General features: G+C 71.0%; 17 protein-coding genes and 1 riboswitch. Of the genes, 7 read left to right on the top strand and 10 right to left on the bottom strand.

What is annotated here, in order from left to right:
* The first annotated feature begins 86 nt into the window (after window positions 1-86).
* The 4 genes from ACHAAJ_RS07220 (at window position 87) to ACHAAJ_RS07235 (ending at window position 3033) form a co-directional block, all read left to right on the top strand.
* Window positions 87-920: an amino acid ABC transporter substrate-binding protein gene (locus tag ACHAAJ_RS07220; protein WP_435727319.1), complete on the top strand. Its 834-nt coding sequence runs from the start codon at window positions 87-89 to the stop codon at window positions 918-920.
* 38 nt (window positions 921-958) lie between these two features.
* On the top strand, window positions 959-1624 hold the full coding sequence (locus ACHAAJ_RS07225) for an amino acid ABC transporter permease (RefSeq protein WP_435727320.1): 666 nt from the start codon (window positions 959-961) through the stop codon (window positions 1622-1624).
* Window positions 1611-2375, top strand: a complete 765-nt coding sequence (locus tag ACHAAJ_RS07230) for an amino acid ABC transporter ATP-binding protein (protein ID WP_435727321.1) — start codon at window positions 1611-1613, stop codon at window positions 2373-2375. Before ACHAAJ_RS07225 ends, ACHAAJ_RS07230 begins: the two co-directional genes overlap by 14 nt.
* A gap of 394 nt (window positions 2376-2769) precedes the next feature.
* A complete protein-coding gene (locus tag ACHAAJ_RS07235; protein WP_435727322.1) occupies window positions 2770-3033 on the top strand; it encodes a CopG family transcriptional regulator in 264 nt (87 codons plus the stop codon).
* 17 nt (window positions 3034-3050) lie between these two features.
* Here the strand turns inward: ACHAAJ_RS07235 and ACHAAJ_RS07240 are convergent, their stop codons facing one another.
* The 4 genes from ACHAAJ_RS07240 to ACHAAJ_RS07255 form a co-directional block, all read right to left on the bottom strand.
* Window positions 3051-4271, bottom strand: coding sequence for a cystathionine gamma-synthase (locus ACHAAJ_RS07240; RefSeq protein ID WP_435727323.1), 1221 nt, complete (start codon window positions 4269-4271; stop codon window positions 3051-3053).
* Window position 4272: 1 nt separating this feature from the next.
* Window positions 4273-5658: an O-acetylhomoserine aminocarboxypropyltransferase/cysteine synthase family protein gene (locus tag ACHAAJ_RS07245; RefSeq protein ID WP_435727324.1), complete on the bottom strand. Its 1386-nt coding sequence runs from the start codon at window positions 5656-5658 to the stop codon at window positions 4273-4275.
* 111 nt (window positions 5659-5769) lie between these two features.
* Window positions 5770-8181: a 5-methyltetrahydropteroyltriglutamate--homocysteine S-methyltransferase gene (metE, locus tag ACHAAJ_RS07250; protein WP_435727325.1), complete on the bottom strand. Its 2412-nt coding sequence runs from the start codon at window positions 8179-8181 to the stop codon at window positions 5770-5772.
* Window positions 8182-8236: 55 nt separating this feature from the next.
* A complete protein-coding gene (locus ACHAAJ_RS07255) occupies window positions 8237-9145 on the bottom strand; it encodes a methylenetetrahydrofolate reductase (RefSeq protein ID WP_435727326.1) in 909 nt (302 codons plus the stop codon).
* Between the two features lie 87 nt (window positions 9146-9232).
* Window positions 9233-9338, bottom strand: a riboswitch (SAM riboswitch).
* A gap of 221 nt (window positions 9339-9559) precedes the next feature.
* Between ACHAAJ_RS07255 and ACHAAJ_RS07260 the strand changes: the two genes are divergently transcribed.
* The 3 genes from ACHAAJ_RS07260 (at window position 9560) to ACHAAJ_RS07270 (ending at window position 13936) form a co-directional block, all read left to right on the top strand.
* Window positions 9560-11239: a helicase HerA-like domain-containing protein gene (locus ACHAAJ_RS07260; protein WP_435727327.1), complete on the top strand. Its 1680-nt coding sequence runs from the start codon at window positions 9560-9562 to the stop codon at window positions 11237-11239.
* A gap of 47 nt (window positions 11240-11286) precedes the next feature.
* Window positions 11287-12279 (top strand): hypothetical protein, encoded by a 993-nt coding sequence (locus ACHAAJ_RS07265; RefSeq protein ID WP_435727328.1) that lies wholly within the window; start codon window positions 11287-11289, stop codon window positions 12277-12279.
* Window positions 12280-12409: 130 nt separating this feature from the next.
* Window positions 12410-13936: a long-chain-fatty-acid--CoA ligase gene (locus tag ACHAAJ_RS07270; protein WP_435727353.1), complete on the top strand. Its 1527-nt coding sequence runs from the start codon at window positions 12410-12412 to the stop codon at window positions 13934-13936.
* On the opposite strand, the gene ACHAAJ_RS07275 is transcribed toward ACHAAJ_RS07270, so the two are convergent.
* The 6 genes from ACHAAJ_RS07275 to ACHAAJ_RS07300 all read right to left on the bottom strand — a co-directional run bounded on the left by ACHAAJ_RS07275 (window position 13933) and on the right by ACHAAJ_RS07300 (window position 21089).
* The gene (locus ACHAAJ_RS07275) at window positions 13933-15879 is read right to left on the bottom strand and encodes an NHL domain-containing thioredoxin family protein (RefSeq protein WP_435727329.1); all 1947 of its coding nucleotides are present in this window, start codon (window positions 15877-15879) and stop codon (window positions 13933-13935) included. The two genes, ACHAAJ_RS07270 and ACHAAJ_RS07275, sit on opposite strands and share 4 nt — an antisense overlap.
* 118 nt (window positions 15880-15997) lie before the next feature.
* Entirely contained in the window at window positions 15998-16912 is a 915-nt protein-coding gene (locus ACHAAJ_RS07280) for a hypothetical protein (protein WP_435727330.1), read from the bottom strand.
* Window positions 16902-19040 carry a bifunctional copper resistance protein CopD/cytochrome c oxidase assembly protein gene (locus ACHAAJ_RS07285; protein ID WP_435727331.1) on the bottom strand — a complete coding sequence of 713 codons (2139 nt, stop codon included), beginning with the start codon at window positions 19038-19040 and terminating at the stop codon, window positions 16902-16904. Before ACHAAJ_RS07285 ends, ACHAAJ_RS07280 begins: the two co-directional genes overlap by 11 nt.
* A complete protein-coding gene (locus tag ACHAAJ_RS07290) occupies window positions 19037-19741 on the bottom strand; it encodes a copper resistance CopC family protein (protein ID WP_435727332.1) in 705 nt (234 codons plus the stop codon). Before ACHAAJ_RS07290 ends, ACHAAJ_RS07285 begins: the two co-directional genes overlap by 4 nt.
* Before the next feature lie 51 nt (window positions 19742-19792).
* Window positions 19793-20440 carry a hypothetical protein gene (locus tag ACHAAJ_RS07295; protein WP_435727333.1) on the bottom strand — a complete coding sequence of 216 codons (648 nt, stop codon included), beginning with the start codon at window positions 20438-20440 and terminating at the stop codon, window positions 19793-19795.
* A gap of 364 nt (window positions 20441-20804) precedes the next feature.
* Window positions 20805-21089: an HU family DNA-binding protein gene (locus ACHAAJ_RS07300; protein ID WP_435727334.1), complete on the bottom strand. Its 285-nt coding sequence runs from the start codon at window positions 21087-21089 to the stop codon at window positions 20805-20807.
* Window positions 21090-21264: the final 175 nt, after the last annotated feature.

Here is a 21264-nt window from a genome sequence, read left to right on the forward strand (position 1 = left end):
ACGCGCCTCGGGACGGCGTTGATCCTGCTGGCTTGAACACTGTTGCCGGGCTCGCCCCGGTCCCGCACCGAACCGAAGGATCCCCCATGAAGCGACGCTCGCTCCCCCTCGCCGCCGCCGCACTCGCCGTCGTCCTCGCCGCCGCGGGATGCGGCTCCACGGCGCCGGACGCCGGTTCCGCCGGATCGGATGCCCCGTCCGGTTCCGCCACGGGCCTGACGCTGCAGCAGATCCAGGACGAGGGCGTGCTGACCGTCGGCACCGAGGGCACCTACAAGCCGTTTTCCTTCCACGAGGGCGGCACCGGCGCGCTGACCGGGTACGACGTCGAGGTCGTCACCGCCGTGGCGGACAAGCTCGGCGTAGAGGTCGAATTCCAGGAAACGCAGTGGGACGCGATCTTCGCCGGGCTGGAGTCCGGCCGCTTCGACACGATCGCGAACCAGGTGTCCATCACCGACGAGCGCAAGGAGGCGTACGACTTCTCCACGCCGTACACGGTGAGCACCGGCGTCGTCGTGACGGCGGCGGACAACAGCGAGATCGCCTCCTTCGAGGACCTCGACGGCAAGACCACCGCGCAGTCGCTCACCAGCAACTGGAAGGATCTGGCGGAGGAGAGCGGCGCCAAGGTCGAGGCCGTCGAGGGCTGGGCGCAGTCGGTGACGCTGCTGGAGCAGGGCCGCGTGGACGCCACGATCAACGACAAGCTCACGTACCTCGATTACCAGAACACCAGGAACAACGCGAACATCAAGATCGCCGCCGAGACGGAGGACCAGTCGCTGTCAGCGCTGGCCTTCCCGAAGGGTAGCGAGGACCTGGTCGCCGCCGTCGACTCGGCGCTGGAGGAACTCTCCGCGGACGGCGCCCTGGCGGAGATCTCCGAAAAGTACTTCGGCGCCGACGTGACCAAGTAGCGGATGGCCGCCTCCCGCCGCCCCGGTAGCCTGTGCCCATGAGTATCGACTGGCAGCTGTTCCTGGACTCGCTGTGGCCGATCGTGCTGGGTGGACTCACCGGGACCATTCCGCTCTCGCTGGTGAGCTTCGTGATCGGCCTGTCCATCGCGCTGGTCGTCGCGCTGATGCGGATCGGCCGGAACCCGGTGCTCTCGTGGATCGGGCGGGCCTACGTCTCCGTCATCCGAGGCACGCCGCTGCTGGTGCAGCTGTTCGTGATCTTCTACGGGTTGCCCTCCATCGGCGTGACGCTGGATCCCTGGCCCAGCGCGGTCATCGCGTTCTCGCTGAACGTGGGCGGCTACGCGGCGGAGATCATCCGCGCCGCGATCCTCTCCGTGCCGCGCGGCCAGTGGGAGGCCGGGTACACGATCGGCATGTCGCGGACGCTTTCGCTGCGGCGGCTGATCCTGCCTCAGGCCGCGCGCGTATCCGTTCCGCCGCTGTCAAACACGTTCATCTCGCTGGTCAAGGACACGTCCCTGGCGTCGTTGATCCTGGTCACGGAGCTGTTCCGCCGGGCCCAGGAGGTGGCGGCGTTCAGCCAGGAGTTCATGCTGCTCTACGTCGAGGCCGCGCTGGTCTACTGGGTGTTCTGCCTGGTGCTCTCCGCGGGCCAGGCCAAGATCGAGGAAAGGCTGGACCGCTATGTCGCCCACTGAGCCGCTGCTCTCCGCGAGCGGAATCCGCAAGTCGTTCGGGGACAACGAGGTGCTGAGGTCCATAGACCTCTCGGTCGCCCAGGGCCAGGTGCTCGCGCTCATTGGTCCTTCCGGCTCCGGCAAGACCACGGTCCTGCGCTGCCTCAACGGCCTCGAAACGCCCGACGCCGGAACGGTCGCCTTCGCGGGCGGACCCTCCGTGGCGTTCGGTCCCAAGACCACCCGGGCCCAGGCGCAGGCGTTGCGGACCCGGAGCGCCATGGTCTTCCAGGGCTACAACCTGTTCCCCCACAAGACCGTGATCCAGAACGTGATCGAGGGGCCGGTGCAGGTCCAGCGCCGGCCCAAGGCGGAGGCCGTGTCCGACGCCGAGGCGCTCCTGGAGCGCGTCGGGCTCGCCGAGAAGCGCGACCAGTACCCGCACCAGCTTTCGGGCGGACAGCAGCAGCGCGTGGGAATCGTGCGCGCGCTGGCGCTGAAGCCGTCGCTGCTGCTTTTCGACGAGCCGACGTCGGCCCTGGACCCCGAGCTCGTCGGCGACGTGCTGACGGTGATCAAGGAACTCGCCGAGGAGGGCTGGACCATGGTGATGGTCACCCACGAGCTAGCGTTCGCGCGCGAGGTCGCGGACGAGGTGGTGTTCATGGACGGCGGCGTCGTGGTCGAGCGCGGGCACCCGGACCGGGTCCTGCGCGACCCCGCCCAGGAACGGACCCGGCAGTTCGTGCACCGCCTGCTCAACCCCTTCTGAGGCCAGCCCGTACCGCCGCACGCCCCATGAAGGACGGCTACTGTCCTGGGTCGGGAGAAGGTCGGGATTTCTCGCCGAATCGTTTATTTCGTACTACACTGTGAAGTACGAAATACGCAGAGGAGTGGTTTGTGCGGGTTCGGGTGCATCCTAGGGTCTCTGCCAAACGTCCTGAGATCACCAATGAAGACGTGGGAGCTGCGTTCGAGGGAGCGTTACGTTCCCGTGGGCGAGCTACAAATCCGATCCAGTGGGTCGGCGTGGGCGTGGACCGCCGGGGCCGTCTGTTGGAGTTCATTGCGGTGGAAGACGAGCCGGGCGGGTGGCTGGTCTTCCACGCGATGATCGCGACACAGAAGGTCCTCAACGAAGTTGGTTTGAGAAGGTGAACTAGATGAGCAAGCACACAGCGGTCGGCGGTAAGAACTTCACGGATGCGGACATCGAGGCTTGGGCTGCTGAAGCGGAGTCCGAGCAGGGTTACACCGGCGGTCATATCGGTCCGCCCACTCCCGGGCGGCCAGTCAGCGTGGGAGCCGAAGCTCGTCCCTTTACCTTGCGCTTGGATGCTCAAAGGCGAGCCAAGCTCACTAAAGCGGCAGAGGAACAGCACGTCACGGTTTCCCAACTCATGCGTGGGCTCATCGATTCCCTCTGAGTCCTGTGTGCGGCCAGTCAAGCCCCGATGCCGGCCACCACGGGACCGAGGACGCGCACCTTCTCCAGCGCGTCGGCCAGGTCCCGCCGGAGGTCCTCGACGTCCTCCACCCCAACGGAGAGCCGGACCAGGTCCGTGGGCACGGCCAGTTCGGTCCCCCGGACGGACGCGTGCGTCATCTCCGAGGAATAGCAGACCAGCGATTCGACCCCGCCCAGGCTCACGGACAGCCCGAACAGCCGGGTGGATTCCGCGAAGGCGCGCGCCTGGCGCTCCCCGCCGGCGAACCGCACCGAGACGATCCCGCCGAACCCCGACATCTGCCGCGCGGCGAGTTCGTGGCCGGGATGCCCGGGCAGGCCCGGGTAGAGCACCTCGGCGATGCCCGGCTGCTCCCCCAGCCACTCGGCGAGGTCCTGCGCGTTGGAGCAATGCCGTTCCATGCGCAGCCCCAGGGTCTTGAGTCCCCGGGCGGCCAGATAGCAGTCCTGCGGGCCGGCGACGGCGCCGGCGGCGAACTGCTGGTAGCCGATGCTCTCGGCGAGCGCCTTCCCGCGGTGGGACCTCTCGGCCACGACGACGGCGCCGCCCAGGACGTCGGAGTGCCCGCCGATGTACTTCGTGGTCGAATGCACCACGACGTCGGCGCCCAGGTCCAGCGGCCGCTGGAGGTAGGGGGACGCGAAGGTGTTGTCCACGACCAGGAGCGCCCCGGCGTCGTGGGCGATCCGCGCCCAGCCGGCGATGTCGGCGATGCCGAGCAGCGGGTTCGACGGCGTCTCCAGCCACAGGATGGCGGTCCTGCCCGGCCGGACGGCCCCCGCGACCGCCGCGAGATCCGTGGTGTCCACCGCCGTGTTGGCCACGCCCCAGGGCGCCAGGAGGTGGTTGATCAGACGGTTGGTTCCGCCGTAGCCGTCGCCCCCGAGCACGATGTGGTCGCCGGGCAGCAGCAGGGCGCGCAGGAGCGCGTCCTCGGCGGCCAGCCCGGAGGCGAACGCGAAGCCGGCCGCCCCGCGCTCGAGGGCCGCCAACTGGGTCTCGAAGCCGTTCCGGGTGGGGTTGGAGCCGCGGCTGTACTCGTGCCCGGCGCGCAGGACGTTGATGCCGTCCTGGATGAACGTGCTGGTCTGGTAGATCGGCGGGATCACGGCGCCGGTGAGCGGGTCCGGCTCCTGGCCGGCGTGGATGGCGGTGGTGTTGAAGCCGCGGGCGAGCGGATCGGGCGTCGTCGTCATGTCAGGCCACCCGTCCCGCGAACGCCGGCACGCCGACCGGGGCGGCGCCCGGGACGTGTCCGGGCGCGAGCGCCGACAGGGCGGCGTCGAGGTCGGCGATCAGGTCGGCCGGTTCCTCGAGCCCCACGGAGATCCGGATGGTGGTCTCGGCGATCCCGGCGGCGGCCCGCTGCTCCGGCGTCAGCCTGCAGTGCGTCATGGCCGCCGGGTGCGCGACGAGCGACCGCGTGTCTCCGAGGTTCGCCGCCAGGACGAACACGCGCAGGGAATCGATGAAGGGTCCCACCGCCGCCGCGGGCGCCGCGAGGTCGAAGGAGAAAACGGATCCGGCGCCCCGGGGAAAGTCGCGCGCGGCGATTGCGGCGCCGACGTTGTCGGGAACGGACGGGTGGTGCACCCGGGCGACGGCAGGGTGCGCGGACAGGAACCGCGCTATCCGCTCCGTGTTGGACGCGTGCCGGGCGACGCGCAGGCCCAGGGTCTCGATGCCGCGCAGGATCTCCGCGGCGCTGGCCGGGGACAGCGAGGGGCCGAGGTCGTGCAGGTACTTGCTGCGGGCGAGCGCCAGGTACGCGCCCCGGCCGTGGCGGTCGGCCAGGCTTTCGTTGCCGTAGCGCGCCTTGGGCGCCGCGAGTTGGGGCCACTTGTCCGGGTGCGCGGCAAAGTCGAAGTTTCCGGAGTCGACGACTGCGCCGGCCAGCGCCGCGCCGTGGCCGCCGAGGAACTTGGTGGCGGAGTGCACCACGATGTCCGCGCCGTGTTCGATGGGCCGGTACAGGGCCGGCGTGGCCAGCGTGTTGTCCACGACCACCGGCACACCCGCCCGGTGCGCGGCCGCGGCGATCGCCCGGAGGTCCGGGAGGGTGGCCAGCGGGTTGGTGATGGATTCGAGCAGGACCGCGCGGGTGTCCGCCGTGATCGCGTCCGCCCAGGCGCCGGGCACGGCGGGATCGACGAAGTCCACGGTGATGCCGAAGTCGGCGAACGTGTCCGTCAGCAGGTCCACCGTTCCCCCGTACAGCTGCGAGGAGGCCACGAGGTGCCGGCCGGCGGGGGTGCGCGCGCCGTGTTCGTCCCGCCCGCCCCCGAGGAGGGCCAGGAGGGCGATGGCGACGGCGGACTGGCCGGTCGCCGTCGCGATGGCGCCGGTCCCCCCTTCCAGGGTGGCGAGGCGCTGCTCCAGCACGGCCACCGTGGGGTTGCCGGTGCGGGTGTAGGTGAAGCCCGGTTTCCTGAGCGCGAACATCGATCGGGCCGATTCGTAGTCCGGGAACGCGTACGCCGCCGTCTGGTGGATCGGCGGGGCCACGGGGAAATGCGGCCCGGCCGGCTCGTAGCCGGCGTGGATCTGGTCTGTGGCGGAACAGCCGTGCGCGTTCGTGCTCATGGGAAGGGGCTCCTTCGTCAGGGGTGGGGGCGGTGCCCGGCCCGCCAGGGGCCGGGCACCGCGGTCTTGCGGTGTTGCGGTGCTGCTGGTGCGCTGGCGCTACCGGTCCGCTCAGGCGGTGTGGTCCTGGGCCGCCAGGTCGCCGGTCCCGACGGTGGCGTCCAGTTCGGCGCGCACCGCGGCGGTGGCGTCGACCAGGTTGCGCAGCGCCGCCGTCGTCTCCTGGTATCCGCGGGTCTTGAGCCCGCAGTCCGGGTTGATCCACAGGTGGCGCGCCGGCACCGCCGTCAGCGCGGTTCGGATGAGGTCCGTGACCTCCGCCGTGGAGGGCACCCGCGGGGAGTGGATGTCGTAGACGCCCGGGCCGATCCCGCGTTCGTAGCCGTATCCGGCCAGGTCCCCGACGACCTCGAGGCGGGACCTGGCCGCCTCGATGCTGGTCACGTCGGCGTTCAGGCCGTCGATGGCGCGGATGACCTCGCCGAACTCGGAGTAGCACAGGTGCGTGTGGATCTGGGTGTCCGTGCGCACGCCCGAGGTCGCCAGACGGAAGGAATTCACCGACCAGTCGAGGTAGGCCTCCTGGTCCTCGGCGCGCAGCGGCAGCAGTTCGCGCAGGGCCGGCTCGTCGACCTGGATGATCGCGGTGCCCGCGGTCTCGAGGTCGGCGATCTCGTCGCGCAGCGCGAGCGCCACCTGGTTCGCCGTCTCGGACAGCGGCTGGTCCTCACGGACGAAGGACCACGCGAGGATGGTCACCGGACCGGTCAGCATGCCCTTGAGCGGACGCGGGGTCAGGGACTGCGCGTACGCGGTCCACGGGACGGTGAACGCCCCCGGGCGGCTGACGTCTCCCCAGAGGATCGACGGACGGGTGCAGCGTGAACCGTAGGACTGGACCCATCCGTGCTCGGTGGTCTCGAACCCGTCGAAGTTCTCGGCGAAGTACTGGACCATGTCGTTGCGCTCGGGCTCGCCGTGGACCAGCACGTCCAGGCCGAGGTCCTCCTGGAGCCGCACCACGCGGGCGATCTCCTCGCGCAGGAAGCCCTCGTAGGCCGCATCCGTGATGGCGCCGTTGCGCTGCCCGGAGCGGGCCTTGCGGACGTCGCCGGTCTGCGGGAAGGAACCGATCGTGGTGGTCGGAAGCACCGGCAGCCCGAGCCGCTCCTGCTGCGCCGCCGCGCGGACGGCGCCGTCGGGCCGGGTGAAGTCCGCGGCCGTGAGGCTCCCGGTCCGCCGGCGGATGGCCTCCTTGCGGACGCCTTCGCCGGTGGCCCGCGCCGCGAGGGCCGCGGTGGCCGCCCCGACCTCGTCCGCGATGGCGTCCGGCCCGGTGGCGAGTCCGCGGGCCAGGGTAAGGACCTCGGTGGTCTTCTCGTCCGCGAACGCCAGCCAGTCCCGCAGGTGGCCCGGGAGGTTGGTCTCGATGTCGACCTGGTGCGGGACGTGGAACAGCGACGTCGAGGTCGCGACGGACACCTTGCCGCCGCCCGCGGCCAACTTGTCCAGCGTGGACAGCGACGCGGCGAGGTCGTTGCGCCAGATGTTGTGGCCGTTCACGACGCCGGCGACCAGCGTCGCGGCGCCGCCGTTGGCGGCGCGGAAGGCATCCACCCCGGCGTCGGCCAGGGCGTCCCCGGCGACGAGGTCCGCGTGCACTGCCTGGACGCCGGCGGACGCGAGCAGTGCGAGGGCCTCACCTGGCGCGCGGCGGTTTCCGGCGGTGCCGTAGCCGGTGGTGACGAACAGGGCCGGCCCCGAGCCGGCCCGCGTTGCGGCGGCCAGCGCACGGTAGGCGCCCTCGACGACGCCGCCGGCGACGGCCAGTTCGCCGCCGCGGTCGGTGACCAGGGCCGGCTCGTCCAGCTGCACCCATTCGGCGCCGGCGTCTCCGAGCGCGTCGATGATGCCCTCGTAGGCGGCAACGGCGTCGTCCAGCCGCGACAACGGGTCGAAGCCCTCGGGTGCGCCGTCCTCGGCCTTGGCCAGCAGCAGGTAGGTCACCGGGCCAACCAGGACGGGACGGAGGGTGTTTCCGCGGCGGCTCTGCCGGGCCACGAGGCTGGTGAGGCGGTGGGCAAGCGGCGCGAACGTCGTGTCCGGGCCGATCTCCGGGACCAGGTAGTGGTAGTTCGTGTCGAACCACTTGGTCATTTCCAGCGGCGGGCGCTCGGCGTCGCCGCGGGCCAGCGTGAAGTACCCGTCGGTGTCCAGCGACCCGTCCGATTCGGCGAGGTCGGCGAAGCGCGTCGGCAAGGCGCCGAGGGCGGCGGTGGTGTCCAGCACCTGGTCGTAGAGGGCGAAGTCGGCGGGGATGGAGGAGTCCGCCGCGCCGAGTCCGAGGCCGGTCAGCCGGTCGATGGTGGCGTCCTGCAGGGCCTCGGACGCCCGGTCCAGGCCGTCGGCGTCGAGCTTGCCGGCCCAGTGGGCCTCGATGGCGCGCTTGAGTTCGCGGTTCGGTCCGATCCGCGGGTATCCGAGGATGGTGGCGGCGGGGAAGCTGTGCTGGTGGGTGGTCATGGTGGTGCTCCTTTTGCGGTGAATCGGTCGGTGGGTCGGTGTGCGTGCGCGCCGCCTAGGCGGGCACGCGTTGCGGTGCTGCCTTGGAGATCTCGAGCGCCTCGACGACGTCCAGCGAGCCCTGCGGATCGTTGAACGTGTAGAGGTGCAGGCCGGGGGCGCCGTCATCGAACGCGCCCTTGGCCAGCTCGACGGCGCTGGCGACGCCGATCCGGCGTCGTTCGCCGTCGCTGTCCGCCGTTTCGAGGCGGTGCAGCAGGTCCCTGCCCGGTTCGACGCCGGACATCGCGGCGAGGCGGGTCAGGCGCCGCACGCTGTCGAACGGGATGATGCCGGGGACGATCGGGATCCTGACCCCGGCGCGGCGCGCGGCCTCCACGAGGCCGGTGTAGTCGGAGCGCTCGAAGTAGACCTGGGTGATGGCGAAGTTGGCGCCGGAACGCTCCTTCGCCAGCAGCACCTCGACGTCGTGCTCGAACGACGGCGACTCCGGGTGCCGGCGCGGATACGCCGCCACCCCGACGGCCAGCCTGCCGCCGGCCAACGACGCCGCATGGCGCCGCTCGACGCCGCGGATCAGCTCCACCAGCTCGCCGGCGTAGCGGAGCTCCCCGCGGTTCGCGTCCGGCTCCGCGGGGAGGTCCCCGCGCAGTGCCAGCACCCCGCGGACGCCCAGCCCGACCAGGCGGGTGACAAGGGCGTCCAGGGTGGCGCGGCTCTCCCCCACGCAGATCAGGTGCGCCAGGGGCCGCAGCGCGGTGTTGCGGACCAGGTGGCCCACGAGTTCGATGGTGGCCTCGCGGCGGGCAGGCGTCCCGCTGGAGGTGACGGACACGTAGTCGGGGTTGGTGCCGGCCAGCGCCTCGATGGTCTCGAAGACCCTGGCGGCGGCGCGTTCGTTGGCCGGCGGGTACAGCTCGTAGGACAGCGCCGGTGGGGCGGCGCCGACGTTGTGTTCGGACATGGTTCTCCTCGCATTGTCACAGCGAAGGAGTGCGGCGGCGGTCCGGTCCGGTGGCATGCCGCGGGTCCGGGTGGCGTCGCTGATGCGTCTCCATCGCTTCTGGCGGTAGCACCGTTCGCGCGGCCCCCACGGGGCCCTCGGATGGTTGCTGCGGCGTCATCGATCCAGATCTCTCGGCCGCTCTTGATGGTTGGGTTCCACTATCTAACGCAGGGCCCGGACGGCCCCGCAAGCCGTCCGTCGCGCGGCGCTTCATCATCCGGAATATGACCGGTTGTGACCGGCGCCGGGCCGCCACGCGCGTCACCGGGCCGCCGCACCGCGTCATGTGAAGCGATTGTGACGCGCCCGGCGGGCGGGGCGCGGGACCGGGGACGGGTGCGTCGCCGCGGAGCGCGCCTTAGGCTGGGTGCCATGTCGACGAGCGCAGCGGCCGGGCAGGCCGAAAAGATCAAGTCCGGCTACACCTTCGAGGGACCCTGCGTGGACCTGGGGGCGGCGCTGGTCGGGGGCGAGGTCCATCCTGACGCACGGGTGCGGCTCCCCCTGCGCATGATGAACCGCCATGGCCTGGTGGCCGGCGCGACCGGCACGGGCAAGACCATCACGCTGCAGGTCATGGCCGAACAGCTCTCCGCCAACGGCGTACCGGTGTTCCTGACGGACATCAAGGGGGATCTCACCGGCCTCTCGACGCCGGGGACTCCCAGCGACAAGCTGCTGGCCCGCACCAGGAGCGTGGGCATGGACTGGACGCCCAAAACCTTCCCGGTGGAGTATTTTTCCCTCGGCGGCGACGGCGCCGGCATTCCGGTCCGGGCGACGATCTCCTCCTTCGGTCCCCTGTTGCTCTCGCGGATCATGGAGCTGAACGAAACGCAGGAGTCGAGCCTGCAGCTGATCTTCCACTACGCGGACACAAAGGACCTGCTGCTCTACGACCTCAAGGACCTCCGGGCCGTGATCTCGCACCTGACCGGCGACGAGGGCAAGGCGGAACTCCGGGAGCTCGGCGGGCTGTCGAAGGCCACCGCGGGCGTGATCCTGCGTGAACTCGTGGCGCTGGAGGCCCAGGGCCTGGAGAAGTTCTTCGGCGAGCCGGAGTTCGACACCGCCGAGCTGCTGCGCATGGCACCGGACGGCCGCGGCGTCATCTCCTGCCTCGAGCTTCCGACGATTCTGCAGAAGCCGCTGGTGTTCTCCACGTTCTTGGTGTGGCTGCTCGCGGACCTCTTCGAGGAGCTCCCCGAAGTGGGGGACGCCGACAAGCCCAAGCTCGTGTTCTTCCTGGACGAGGCCCATCTGCTGTTCCGTGACGCGTCGAAGGCGTTCCTCGACTCGATCATGACCACCGTGCGCCTGATCCGGTCCAAGGGGGTCGGCGTGTTCTTCGTGACGCAGACGCCCAAAGACGTCCCGGCGGATGTGCTGGGACAGCTCGCGAACCGCGTGCAGCACGCGCTGCGGGCGTTCACCCCCGACGACGCCAAGGCGCTGCGAGCCACCGTTTCCACGTTCCCCGTCAGCGACTACGACCTCGAGGAGGCCCTCACCCAGGCCGGCACGGGCGAGGCGATCGTGACCGTGATGAACGAAAACGGCGCTCCGACGCCGGTCGCGTGGACGCGCATGTGGACACCGGAGTCGACGATGGGCGCCTCGGCCGCGGAGGTCGTCGCCCGGACGGTCTCCGAATCGGCCCTGCTGTCCGTCTATGGAACCGTGACGGACCGCGAGTCCGCCTACGAGGTCCTCAAGGGCAGGGCGACGGCGGAGCCCGCGCCCGGTTCCGCCACGGGCGGTTCGGTGGCCGGCCGGGTGCCGGGCGCCGGACAGTCACAGGAGGACATCGATGCGGAATCGCGCCGCATCGAGGAGGACATCCTGGGGCGGCCCGGCAGCCTCCCGAACTCCGCACCCCCGTCCCGCGGGGGCGATCCTGTTCCGGCCCCCCGCGGGCGGAAGCAGGCGCCGGAGCGCGTGCCGAAACAGGAACAGAACCCGATGATGGATTTCGCCGTCCAGGCCGCAGGGGTCATCGGCAAGGAACTGCTCCGGGGCATGTTCGGTACCAAGCGGCGCCGCCGCCGCTGACCTCCGCGGTGCCTACCGGGAGGACGCGGGCCGGTAACGTAGGAGGGGTGCAGAACGGTTCCCCCCTCGTGAAAGTAGTCGCCGTGTGGCTGGCCGCGCTGATGGTTGTGGCCGTCGCCGCCGTCGTCACCGTGACCATGGTCAACCAGCGCGTGTTCGGCCCGGAGCGCCTGGTGACCGACTACTTCGCGCTGCTCCAGGCCGGCGAAGGCGAGCAGGCCCTTGGGCTTGTGGGCGCCGAGGTGCCCCCGGGCAATGCGCTCCTGCTGGACGGCGAGGGCCTGAAGGCCTCCGTCGCGCCGATCACCGACTTCCGCGTGGCCGGGACCAGCCGGCTGTCCGGCGGGCACGTCGAAGTGACCACCACCTACAGCGTGAACGAATCCGACCACCAGACCGTGTTCCGGCTGCGCAAGTCCGGCAGCGAGTGGATGTTTTTCGACCGGTGGCGGTTCGAGGCGCCACACCTGCCGGTGCTCCAGGTCAGGGCGGACACCACGAACGAAGTCCGGGTCAACGGCCTGGCCTCCCCCCTGTCCAAGGGCGTCCAGGGCGTGCCCACCATGTTGCCTTCCGTCGTCGAGGCCAGCTACGAGACCAAGTACTTCGAGGCGCCGGCCAAGACGCGCGTCGTCGACGCCGGCCCGGCGGCCGAGCGCGAGCCGCTGGACCTCGTCACCCGTCCCACCGAGCGACTGGTCGACGAGATCGACGAACAGATCCGCGGCTACCTCGACGGCTGCACGGCGCAGCAGGTCCTGAAGCCGGCCGCCTGCCCCCTGAGCTACAGCACCAACGCCCGCGTTTCCGCCGACACCATCAAGTGGGACGTGGTCGGCTACCCCAAGATCGACGTCGAGGCGTACCAGGGCGGGTGGGTGCTCCGCCCGCTCGAGGTCGACACCCGGCTGACCCTCGTGGAACAGGACCTGATGACCGGCGCGTTCCAGGAGAAGACGGTGACGGAGTCGTTTGGCTTCACGGCCAGGCTCAGCGTCGGCCCGGAGTCCGTGTCCGTCACTCCCGTGACGGGAGAGTAGCCGGCCCGCCCGCGGGGTCCGGCCGCCCCAAACCCTTTGGTGAGACTCAGTATCTTGACGTGAGCCTCGGTTTCACAGGAGACTATTGTGACGTGTCACACCCACCAGAGGAGCGGTCTTGTTCGCCACCATGTCTGTCGCCGCAATCATCGCCGAATCCGCCCAGCGGTTCGCGGACCGGCCCGCCGTGACCCTGGCCGGCGAAACGGTCACCTACGCCCAACTGTGGGACCAGACCCGGGCGTACGCCGGAGCCCTGCGAGACGCCGGCGTCCAGCCCGGATCCCGCGTCGCCGTGCTCATCCCCAACGTCACCGACTTCGCCCGCACCTACTATGCCGTGTTGGCCCTCGGCGCGACCGTTGTGCCCATCCATGCCCTGCTCAAGCGGCACGAGATCGAATACGTGCTGCGCGACGCCGAGGCCGGCCTCATGGTCTGCGCCGCTCCGCTGCTCGGGGAGGGGGCGCCCGCCGCGCAGGCCGCGGACACCCGCGTCGTCACGGTGCTGGCACCGGAACCCGGGGTGCACGACCGGCTCGAGGACCTCGCCGCCGCCGCGGAACCGATCGACACGTACCTCCCCATGCGGCCCGAGGACATCGCGACCGTCCTCTACACCTCGGGGACCACGGGCAAGCCCAAGGGGGCGCTGGGCTGCCACCTGGCGCTGCTCGAACAGGTCAACGTCCTGCTCACCAGCACGTTCGATTTCCGCGAGGGCGACCGGATCTTCGGCGGCCTGCCGCTGTTCCACACCTTCGGCCAGACGGTGGTGCTCAACGCCGGGCTGCGCGCGGGCGCGGAAATCATGCTCCTACCCAAGTTCACGCCCGCCGGCGCGCTGGACATGCTGCTCGACGACGGCGTGAACATCTTCTGCGGCGTGCCCACCATGTACCTCGGGCTGCTCCAGGCGTACCGCGACCGCCCGGAGAAGCCGACGGCGCTGCGCTACGCGGTCTCCGGCGGGGCCTCCCTCCCGCTCGCCGCCCTGGGCGCCTTCGAAGAGAACTTCGGATCCAGGGTCTACGAGGGCTACGGCCTGACAGAGACGTCCCCGGTCGCCAGCTTCAACCACGTCGGCCGCGACCCCGTGCCGGGGACGGTCGGGACGCCGATCTGGGGCGTCGACGTCGAAATCGCCCGCGCCGAGGTACCCGACGCGATCGAGCTGCTGCCCCGGGGCGAATTCGGCGAGCTGGTGGTCCGCGGGCATAACCTCTTCTCCGGTTACCTGAACCGCCCGGAGGCCACAGCGGAGGCGGTCGTCGACGGCTGGTTCCGGACCGGGGACCTGGGCACCAAGGACGGGGACGGGTACCTGCGGATCATGGACCGCAAGAAGGACATGATCCTGCGCAACGGCTACAACGTGTACCCGCGGGAGGTGGAGGAGTACCTGATGAACCACCCCGAGATCGCCAACGTCGCCGTGTTCGGCGTCGACGACGACGCGCACGGGCAGGAGATCGTCGCGGCCGTTTCCCCGGTGCCCGGCAGCGGACTCACGGCCGAGGCCGTCCGGAACTACGCCTCGGACGGCCTCGCGGCCTACAAGTACCCGCGGATCGTCCGGCTGGTCAGCGAATTCCCGCTCGGTCCCAGCGGCAAGATCCTCAAGCGGGAACTCGTGGCGCAGTACCGGGCCGACTAGTCCAGGCCGCGCAGGTCCAGCGTCAGTTCGGTCTCGCCGTCCGCGTCGATCAGCACCGGGATGCCCCAGTCCTGCTGGTACAGGTGGCACGCTGCGTGGTCGGGGATCTCTCCGCCGGCCTCGCCGTCGCAGGCCGCGGCGCGGGCCGTGATGTGCAGGACGCCCTCGGACACGTCCGGGTTCAGGCGCAGGGTCCGCGTCAGGCCCACCGACGTTCCGGCGCCGCCCACCAGCAGCTCCTCCGGGGACGCGGAAATCTTCAGCTGGGTCGGGTCGCCCCAACGGTCGTCCAGCTTCTGGCCCTTCGGGGCCGAGAAGCGGACCACCAGCTCGTGGTCGCCCGGGGCCACCGGAGTCTTCGGGCGGGCCGTCTGCGAGGCGCCCTCGTCGACCGTGAGCGCCTCCTTGGGAAGCGGCAGCCGGACCAGCTGATGCTGGTTGGTCTCGACCACCAGCAGCACGGGCTCGCCGTCGACCGACGTGTCCAGCAGGACGTCGGAGGGCTCGGACAGCCCGCGCGCCAGCGTGGACACGGTGGCGGTGGCCGGGTCGTAGCGGCGCACCGCGCCGTTGTACGTGTCGGCGATCGCCACGGAACCATCGGGCAGGACCGTCACGCCGAGCGGGTGCTGCAGGCGCGCCTCGGCGGCGTCGCCGTCGCGGAAGCCGAAGTCGAACAGCCCGGCGCCGATCGCCGTTTCGACGGTGGCCACGCGGCCGTCGTCTCCCAGGCGCAGCACGCGCAGGGAGGACGTTTCGGAGTCGGCGACCCAGATGTCGCCCTGGGCGTCGTCGGCCAGGCCGGACGACTGGGCGAACCAGGACTGTCCCGGAACCCCGTCCTGCAGGCCCTCGAGCCCGGTGCCGGCGAAGACCTCGAGCGCGCCGGTCACGGGCTCGAACGAGAAGATCTGGTGGGTTCCGGCCATCGCGACGACCAACCGGCCCGCCTTGGCGGACCACAACACGTCCCACGGCGAGGACAGCGACGTCTCGAGGGGGACCGCGCCGAGGTCGTGGACCCAGGCATCGGCGTCGTTCGCGGCGTCTCCCGCGGCGCGCGCCTGGTCGGCGTCGAGCAGGCGCTGGACGCCGTTGCCGGCGACCGTGGTGACCTCGCCCGTGGCGAGGGACAGCCCGCGCAGGCGGTGGTTGACGGTGTCGGCGACGACGACGTCGTATCCCACCTTCGCCGCGACGTCGGCCGGCAGCGCGGCCAGGCCCTGCGGTTCGTTGAAGCGCGCCGTGTCCGCGGATCCGTCCGCGAAGCCCTTGACGCCCTCGCCGATGGTCCGGACCACGGTGGTGAGGTCGTTGCCGAGCTCCACGAGCCGGTGGTGCCCGGAGTCGCCGACCAGGAAGTTGCCGTTCGGCAGGGCCAGGACCTTGCCGGGGAAGCGCAGGTCGCCCTCCAGCGCGGGAGGCGCCACGTACGGCCCGTCGCCGCGGTGAAGCGTGCCCTTGGCCTCGTGCTCGGCGACGAGCTCCTCGACGAGGACCTCCAGCCCGTTCGCGTGGCCCTCGCCGGACAGGTGCGCGGCGATGTAGCCCTCGGGGTCGACGACGACGAGCGTCGGCCAGGCGCGGGCCGAGTACGCCTGCCAGGTCTGCAGCTCCGGGTCGTCCAGGACGGGGTGGTGGATCTCGTAGCGCTCGACCGCGGCGGCCAGGGCCACCGGATCGGCCTCGTGCTCGAACTTCGGGGAGTGCACGCCGACGATGACCAGCAGGTCGCGGTACTTCTCCTCCAGCGGGCGAAGCTCGTCCAGCACGTGGAGGCAGTTGATGCAGCAGAAGGTCCAGAAGTCCAGGACCACGATCTTGCCGCGGAGGTCCTCGAGCGTGACCTGCTTGCCGCCGGTGTTGAGCCAGTTGCGGCCCACCAGTTCGGAGGCGCGCACGCGGTAGGCGGCGCGGACGGATTCGGTGGTTTCTGGACTCATGCTTGCACTCCTGTGACTTTGTCGGCTGACGTAGGGTCTCAACCCATTATCCCCGCCGAAGATTCCCCCACGCGCCGAACGTGACGGCGTACGACGGCGGCGGTCCCCGGCGTCGTGCCTATTCCGGCAGTTCCGCGACGGCGGCCTCGAGCACCGCGGAGGCCATGTCCGCGAACTCCTGGGCCTCCAGGCCCTCGACGGCGATGAACGAGACCATCGCGACGTGCCCTTTGCTTTCCCTCATCAGCACCAGGGCCTGCTGGCGCAGGTCGCTGTCGGCGCGGCCGCGCGTCCACAGCAGAGCCGAGTCGGCGGTTCCGTCCGCGACGTCGGGGACCGTGCTGGCCAGCGGAACCGTTTCGGTCACGACGCCGCCGTTCGCGCCGTCGGTCTGCATGTTCAGCGTCATGCCGTTGCACTCGCCGAGCATCTTCCCCACGGTGGCGTAGTGGGCGTCCAGCTCCGCGCGGTCGCCGATCGCGGCGACCTCCACGGAACCGGTGGCGGACACCTTCTCCGTGGCGAAGTCCGTCCGGGCGGAGTCCGCCCCGAGCAGGACCGGGGACCAGTTGAGGTCCCGGAGCACGGTCTCGCAGGTCGACGGGATGACGACGACGCCCTCGAGCGCGTCGGCGGGCGCCGAGCGCAGGGCCTCCAGTTGTTCCTCCCCCGCCGGCTGGCTGAGGTCGAAGCCGTAGCTGGCGGCCCGCTCGATCCCGGCGGCGACCGCACGGGCCGAGGCGGTGTCCGCGGGCCCCTCGTCGGCGTCGGCTTCGGCGGGCTCCTGCGTCTCGACGCCCGCGTGCGGATCCGCCGCGGCGCCGGATTCCGCAGGACCGGATCCCCCGGCGCCCGGCTCGGCCGGGGCGCCCGGGGCGCCCGGGGCGCCGCCGCCCGCGCAGCCGGCGAGCGCCAGCACGGCGGCGACCGCTATCGCCACCAGGGCCAGGATCCGGGCCAGGCGCATGGCCGCTACGTGGGAGCGGACGCCCGGAGGCGTTCCGCCGCGGGGGCGTGGGGGTTCAGCGGCCACGGTGGTCGATCTCCTCGTCGTGGTTCTTCAGTTGGGTGAACATGCGGTTGTAGGCGGCCAGCTCAGCGTCGTCGTCGCGGTCCGCGGCGCGGTCCTTGCGCTTTGTTTCGCGCGCGTCGTCCCGGCTCCAGGAGACCATGACCCCGAGCGCCAGGAGCAGGGTCGGCACTTCCCCGATGCCCCACATGGCACCGGCGCCGATCTGCTGGTCCTCCATCGCGGAGGGCCCCCACGTCCGGCCCATGTTCCCGAACCAGTTGGCCTGCAGCAGGGATTCGCTGCTCATGATGGACACGCCGTAGAACGCGTGGAAGCTCATGGTCGCCAGCAGGATGACCAGGCGCAGCGGATACGGAGCGCGCCGCGGGAGCGGATCGGAGCCGATCATGTTCAGCGCGAAGATGTATCCAGTAAGCAGGAAGTGCAGGTTCATCAGCTCGTGGCCGACGTGCTCGCGCAGAGCGAACCCGAAGAGGTCCGTGTTGTAGAAGATGATGATCGAACCGGCGAAGTTGGCCGCCGCGAACAGCGGATGCGTGACGATCCTCGAGAACCACGAGTGCACCAGCACCAGGATCCACTCGCGCGGTCCGCGGGTTCCGTCCGTCCGGGCGGGCACGGCCTTGAGGGCCAGCGTCACCGGCGAACCGAGCACCAGGAAGAACGGGGCCACCATGGTCAGTGCCATGTGGCCGACCATGTGCATCGAAAACAGCACCATGCCGTATACGGCCGGGGCGCCCGAGGTGATGTAGAAGAGCGCCGCCAGGCCCACCATGAACACGGCCAGACGCGGCACCGGCCACTTGTCGCCGCGGCGCCGCACGGCCACGAAGCCCTTGATGTAGGCCGCGGCGAGGAAGACGATGATGGCCAGCCAGAACCAGTCGACCCGCCAAACGGTGAGCCAGCTGCCGGAGACCAGTTCCGGGGGAAGATCGTACCCGGTGAGGATTCGGGCGGGCGTCGCGGCGGGCGGGAGGTCCTCCGGAATCGGGGGTGCCGTGCGGGCCAGCGCCGTCGCGATGCCCATCACCGCCGCCATGATGGCCGCCTCCACGGCGACGAGCCGCCACGCGAGGCGCACCGCCGTCGTGCGTCCGGCCTCGAGCAGCCCGATCACGCGGAACCGGTGCGCCAGGCCGAGCAGTCCCAGCACCAGCGTCAGCGACGCCTTCGCGACCAACAGGCCGCCGTAGGGAGTGGCGAGCTGCGCGAGGGAATCCATCCGCACCGAGGCGCTGACGATGCCGGAGGCGAAGACCAGGAAGAAGGAGACCGTGGCGAGGGCGGAGAAGCGCCGCAGGACGACGCCGGCCAGGACCGGACGCTCCCCCGTGAACCGGCCCGGCGCCTTGGCCTCGAGCAGGCCCGCGAGGCACGCGAGGGCGCCCATGCCTCCGACCCAGAGGGACACGCCCACCAGGTGGAGCAGGATGGCGTTGGTCGCCCCCCAGTGGTCGTCGCCGCCCGCTGCGTGGCCGACCAGCGAGACAGGCAGCACGCCCGCGAAAGCGAAGACCGCCGCGATGCCCACCCCGGCCGGGGACCGGACGCCGAAGGCCAGCGAGGCCGTGACGGCCGCGATCGCGACCATCCACGTCCAGGCCTTCCCCAGGGAGATGTTGACGACGTAGTCCGCCAACGCCGCGGTGTACGCGGGATCGGAGCTCAGCGGAAGGCCGGCGACGTCCGAGAAGGTCAGGACCAGCACGGCCGCCGCCGCCAGCGTCCAGACGATGCCGGCGCCGGCCGCCACGTTCATGGCGCGCGCGAATGCGGGGTGCTCGGTTCCGCCGTCCGTGGATCCGGCGCGGCCGTCGCCGCCGCGGCGCGCGCGCTGCGGTCTGGTCGAGCGGGGCAGGACGACGGCGGCGAACACCAGCGCGCCGACCGCCAGGGACATCGATACGTGGTGGATGGCGACGGCGAACGGCAGTCCCCAGCGCGTGAGGGCCCCCGGGTCCGCCAGCTGGCCGGCGACCGTGGATCCGGAGTACAGCAACGCGGCGATCAAGGCGAAAACCCCCGCGATGAGCGCGGGCAGGACCAGCGCAGCCCAGCGTCGGTCGCCGCGGCCCGTGGGGTCCGCGGCGCCGACGACTGTCGCCTCGGCGTTCCGGTTCACCGGCGGCGCACCTTGGCCAGCACCACGGCCGCGCCCGCGATTGTCGCCGCGGCGAGGATGACCCAGACCAAGGGCGCGGGCAGGCCTCCGAGCCCCAGGGACCCGGCGTCCGCCGGGTCGGTGGCCCCTTCCTCGGGCGCGGCGGCCGCCGACTCGGACGGGGCTGGTGACGACGCCGCGGGCGACGTCGATTCGCCGGCCCCGCCGGCGCCGACGGTGAAGTCGATTGCGCCTCCGTTGGCGGGCGTGCCCTCGATCGGGTGCCCGTCGCTGGAGACCACGCGCCACTGCAGCGCGTAGGACCCGCTTGGCAGTCCCCGTCCGAAGTCGACGGTCAGCGTGTCGCCGTCGACGCTCGGTTCGGCGTCGATTTCCGTTCCGGCGGCGTCCGCCAACTGGACCACCGTGCTGCCCGGAATGGTGTTCAGGGGGTTGCTGAAGCGCAGCGTCGCGGCGTCCGGTGCGGTGTCCACCGTGGCGCCCGCGGCGGGCGTGGATTCGACGAGCTCGTCGTGCGCGAACGCGGCCGGGGCAGCCATGACGGCCGCGCCGGCCAGGAGCAAGGCCGCGGCGGCGGACAGGATGGTCCGGATCACGGCGCGCGGCGCCACGATCGCCGTGGCGCGGGTGCGAGCGTGGTTCCCGGGACTCCCGCACCGGGAGTGGTGCTGGTGCTGCGTGGCAATGGATTCGTTCTGCATGGTGTGCTTCCTGTCTCTCCCCGCGGGGCGGGGCCTGCTGTCTGCGTCGGGCTACGGGGCAGGACAAGCGGGCGGACCGCGGCGGAGTAGGGCGCGCAGCGGAACACCGAGAACGGGCAGGCCCGGCACCTGCACGGCGTCGGGCAGCAGGACGCGGACTTCGACGGGAGCGGGTTTCAGGCGCAGCACCCTGAGCGGCGCGGCGAGGAACGCGGTGTCGGCGACGGCGCGGGCCGCGAGCTCCCCCCGCCGGAGGGCCAGGACCGTGCAGAGGGCCGCGACCACGTGTGCGACCGGCATCCAGGCGGCTTCGGTGGGCACGGGGCCGGACGCCGTCATCGTTGCCGTGGAGATGAGCATCTGCGAGTCGACGCCCGTGACGCCGTGCGTTTCGTGCCCGGCGCGCCCCGGCGTCGTCATGGCTGGCGTGTGGAGGTTCGATCCGCCGGCCGGGTGGCCCCGCCCGAACGCCAGATGGTAAATAGCCTGGCTGCACAAGACGGCGAGCGTCGTTCGGGCCAGCGAGAGCCCCCGGCCCGCGAAGGCCGTGCAGATGGCGGCGGAGGCGACGAGGAGCAGGACCAGAACTTCCACGGCCGGGAGGCCTCCGCCGGCCAGCGCGTGCGAGGCCGCGGCGAGCCCGGTCGCCGTCAGGGCACCGAGCCACCCGCGCAGCAGGCGCGTGCGGCGGTGGTCCACGGGACGGCTCCTCGGGTCGTTTCGGGCTGCCGGTTCCGGCGGCTTGTCGCTGCGGTGGGTGCGGGCTGCTTGTTTCGGCGGATTGAATGGCGGTCCGCGGACTGGGCTTGTCGCCCCGCGGGTTCCCATCGACCCCCTCATGTTCCCACGGAAGATGCGGCCATGCCCATTCGAAACAACCCCAATTCTACGTCACGTAGAATCTGGCCGTCCCCGGGCCGTCGAAGGCAGGCACCGGATCGGCGTCGGCCCGGAAGGCGGCCCGGCGAGCGGTCCGGAGGCGGCTCGCGGACATTGCCCGGAACACACGGCGAGGGCCCGTCCTCCCCAGTGGGGTGGACGGGCCCTCGACAGGCGGCGCGAACTACTTCTTCGCGACGGCCGCCTTCAGCTTGGAGCCGGCGGTCAGCTTGACCGAGTGGCCGGCCGGGATCTGGATGGTGTCGCCGGTCTGCGGGTTGCGGCCGGTGCGGGCGGCGCGGTCGGTGCGCTCGACTGCGAGCCAGCCCGGGATCGACACCTTTTCGCCCTTGGAAACCTGGTCAACGAACACCTCGAACACCGAGTCCAGAACGCCGTTCACGGCGACCTGGGAGTTGCCGGTCTTCTCGGCGACGGCTGCAACGAGTTCACTACGGTTCATAGCCAATGTATGTCCTCCTGGACTGTTCCTTTCCGGCGCGGATCGGCCGGAACGCCCCGCGGTTACGGGGACTTCTGAAAGGAAACTACCAGCCGCGGAGGACAGACACGCCCAGTTTCGGGGGGTTTGACCCGAATATTTTGGATTTTCCGCGGAATTTAGGGGTTTTTCAGCTGTCCGC

Source organism: Arthrobacter arnarulunnguaqae, from assembly GCF_051262515.1.
Lineage (GTDB): Bacteria > Actinomycetota > Actinomycetes > Actinomycetales > Micrococcaceae > Arthrobacter_N.

What these genes read in the sequence shown, in the direction of transcription:
- ACHAAJ_RS07220 (WP_435727319.1), top strand. Translation starts at nt 87, where the DNA reads ATGAAGCGACGCTCGCTCCCCCTCGCCGCCGCCGCACTCGCCGTCGTC.
- ACHAAJ_RS07225 (WP_435727320.1), top strand. Translation starts at nt 959, where the DNA reads ATGAGTATCGACTGGCAGCTGTTCCTGGACTCGCTGTGGCCGATCGTG.
- ACHAAJ_RS07230 (WP_435727321.1), top strand. Translation starts at nt 1,611, where the DNA reads ATGTCGCCCACTGAGCCGCTGCTCTCCGCGAGCGGAATCCGCAAGTCG.
- ACHAAJ_RS07235 (WP_435727322.1), top strand. Translation starts at nt 2,770, where the DNA reads ATGAGCAAGCACACAGCGGTCGGCGGTAAGAACTTCACGGATGCGGAC.
- ACHAAJ_RS07240 (WP_435727323.1), bottom strand. Translation starts at nt 4,271, where the DNA reads ATGACGACGACGCCCGATCCGCTCGCCCGCGGCTTCAACACCACCGCC.
- ACHAAJ_RS07245 (WP_435727324.1), bottom strand. Translation starts at nt 5,658, where the DNA reads ATGAGCACGAACGCGCACGGCTGTTCCGCCACAGACCAGATCCACGCC.
- metE (WP_435727325.1), bottom strand. Translation starts at nt 8,181, where the DNA reads ATGACCACCCACCAGCACAGCTTCCCCGCCGCCACCATCCTCGGATAC.
- ACHAAJ_RS07255 (WP_435727326.1), bottom strand. Translation starts at nt 9,145, where the DNA reads ATGTCCGAACACAACGTCGGCGCCGCCCCACCGGCGCTGTCCTACGAG.
- ACHAAJ_RS07260 (WP_435727327.1), top strand. Translation starts at nt 9,560, where the DNA reads ATGTCGACGAGCGCAGCGGCCGGGCAGGCCGAAAAGATCAAGTCCGGC.
- ACHAAJ_RS07270 (WP_435727353.1), top strand. Translation starts at nt 12,410, where the DNA reads ATGTCTGTCGCCGCAATCATCGCCGAATCCGCCCAGCGGTTCGCGGAC.
- ACHAAJ_RS07275 (WP_435727329.1), bottom strand. Translation starts at nt 15,879, where the DNA reads ATGAGTCCAGAAACCACCGAATCCGTCCGCGCCGCCTACCGCGTGCGC.
- ACHAAJ_RS07290 (WP_435727332.1), bottom strand. Translation starts at nt 19,741, where the DNA reads ATGCAGAACGAATCCATTGCCACGCAGCACCAGCACCACTCCCGGTGC.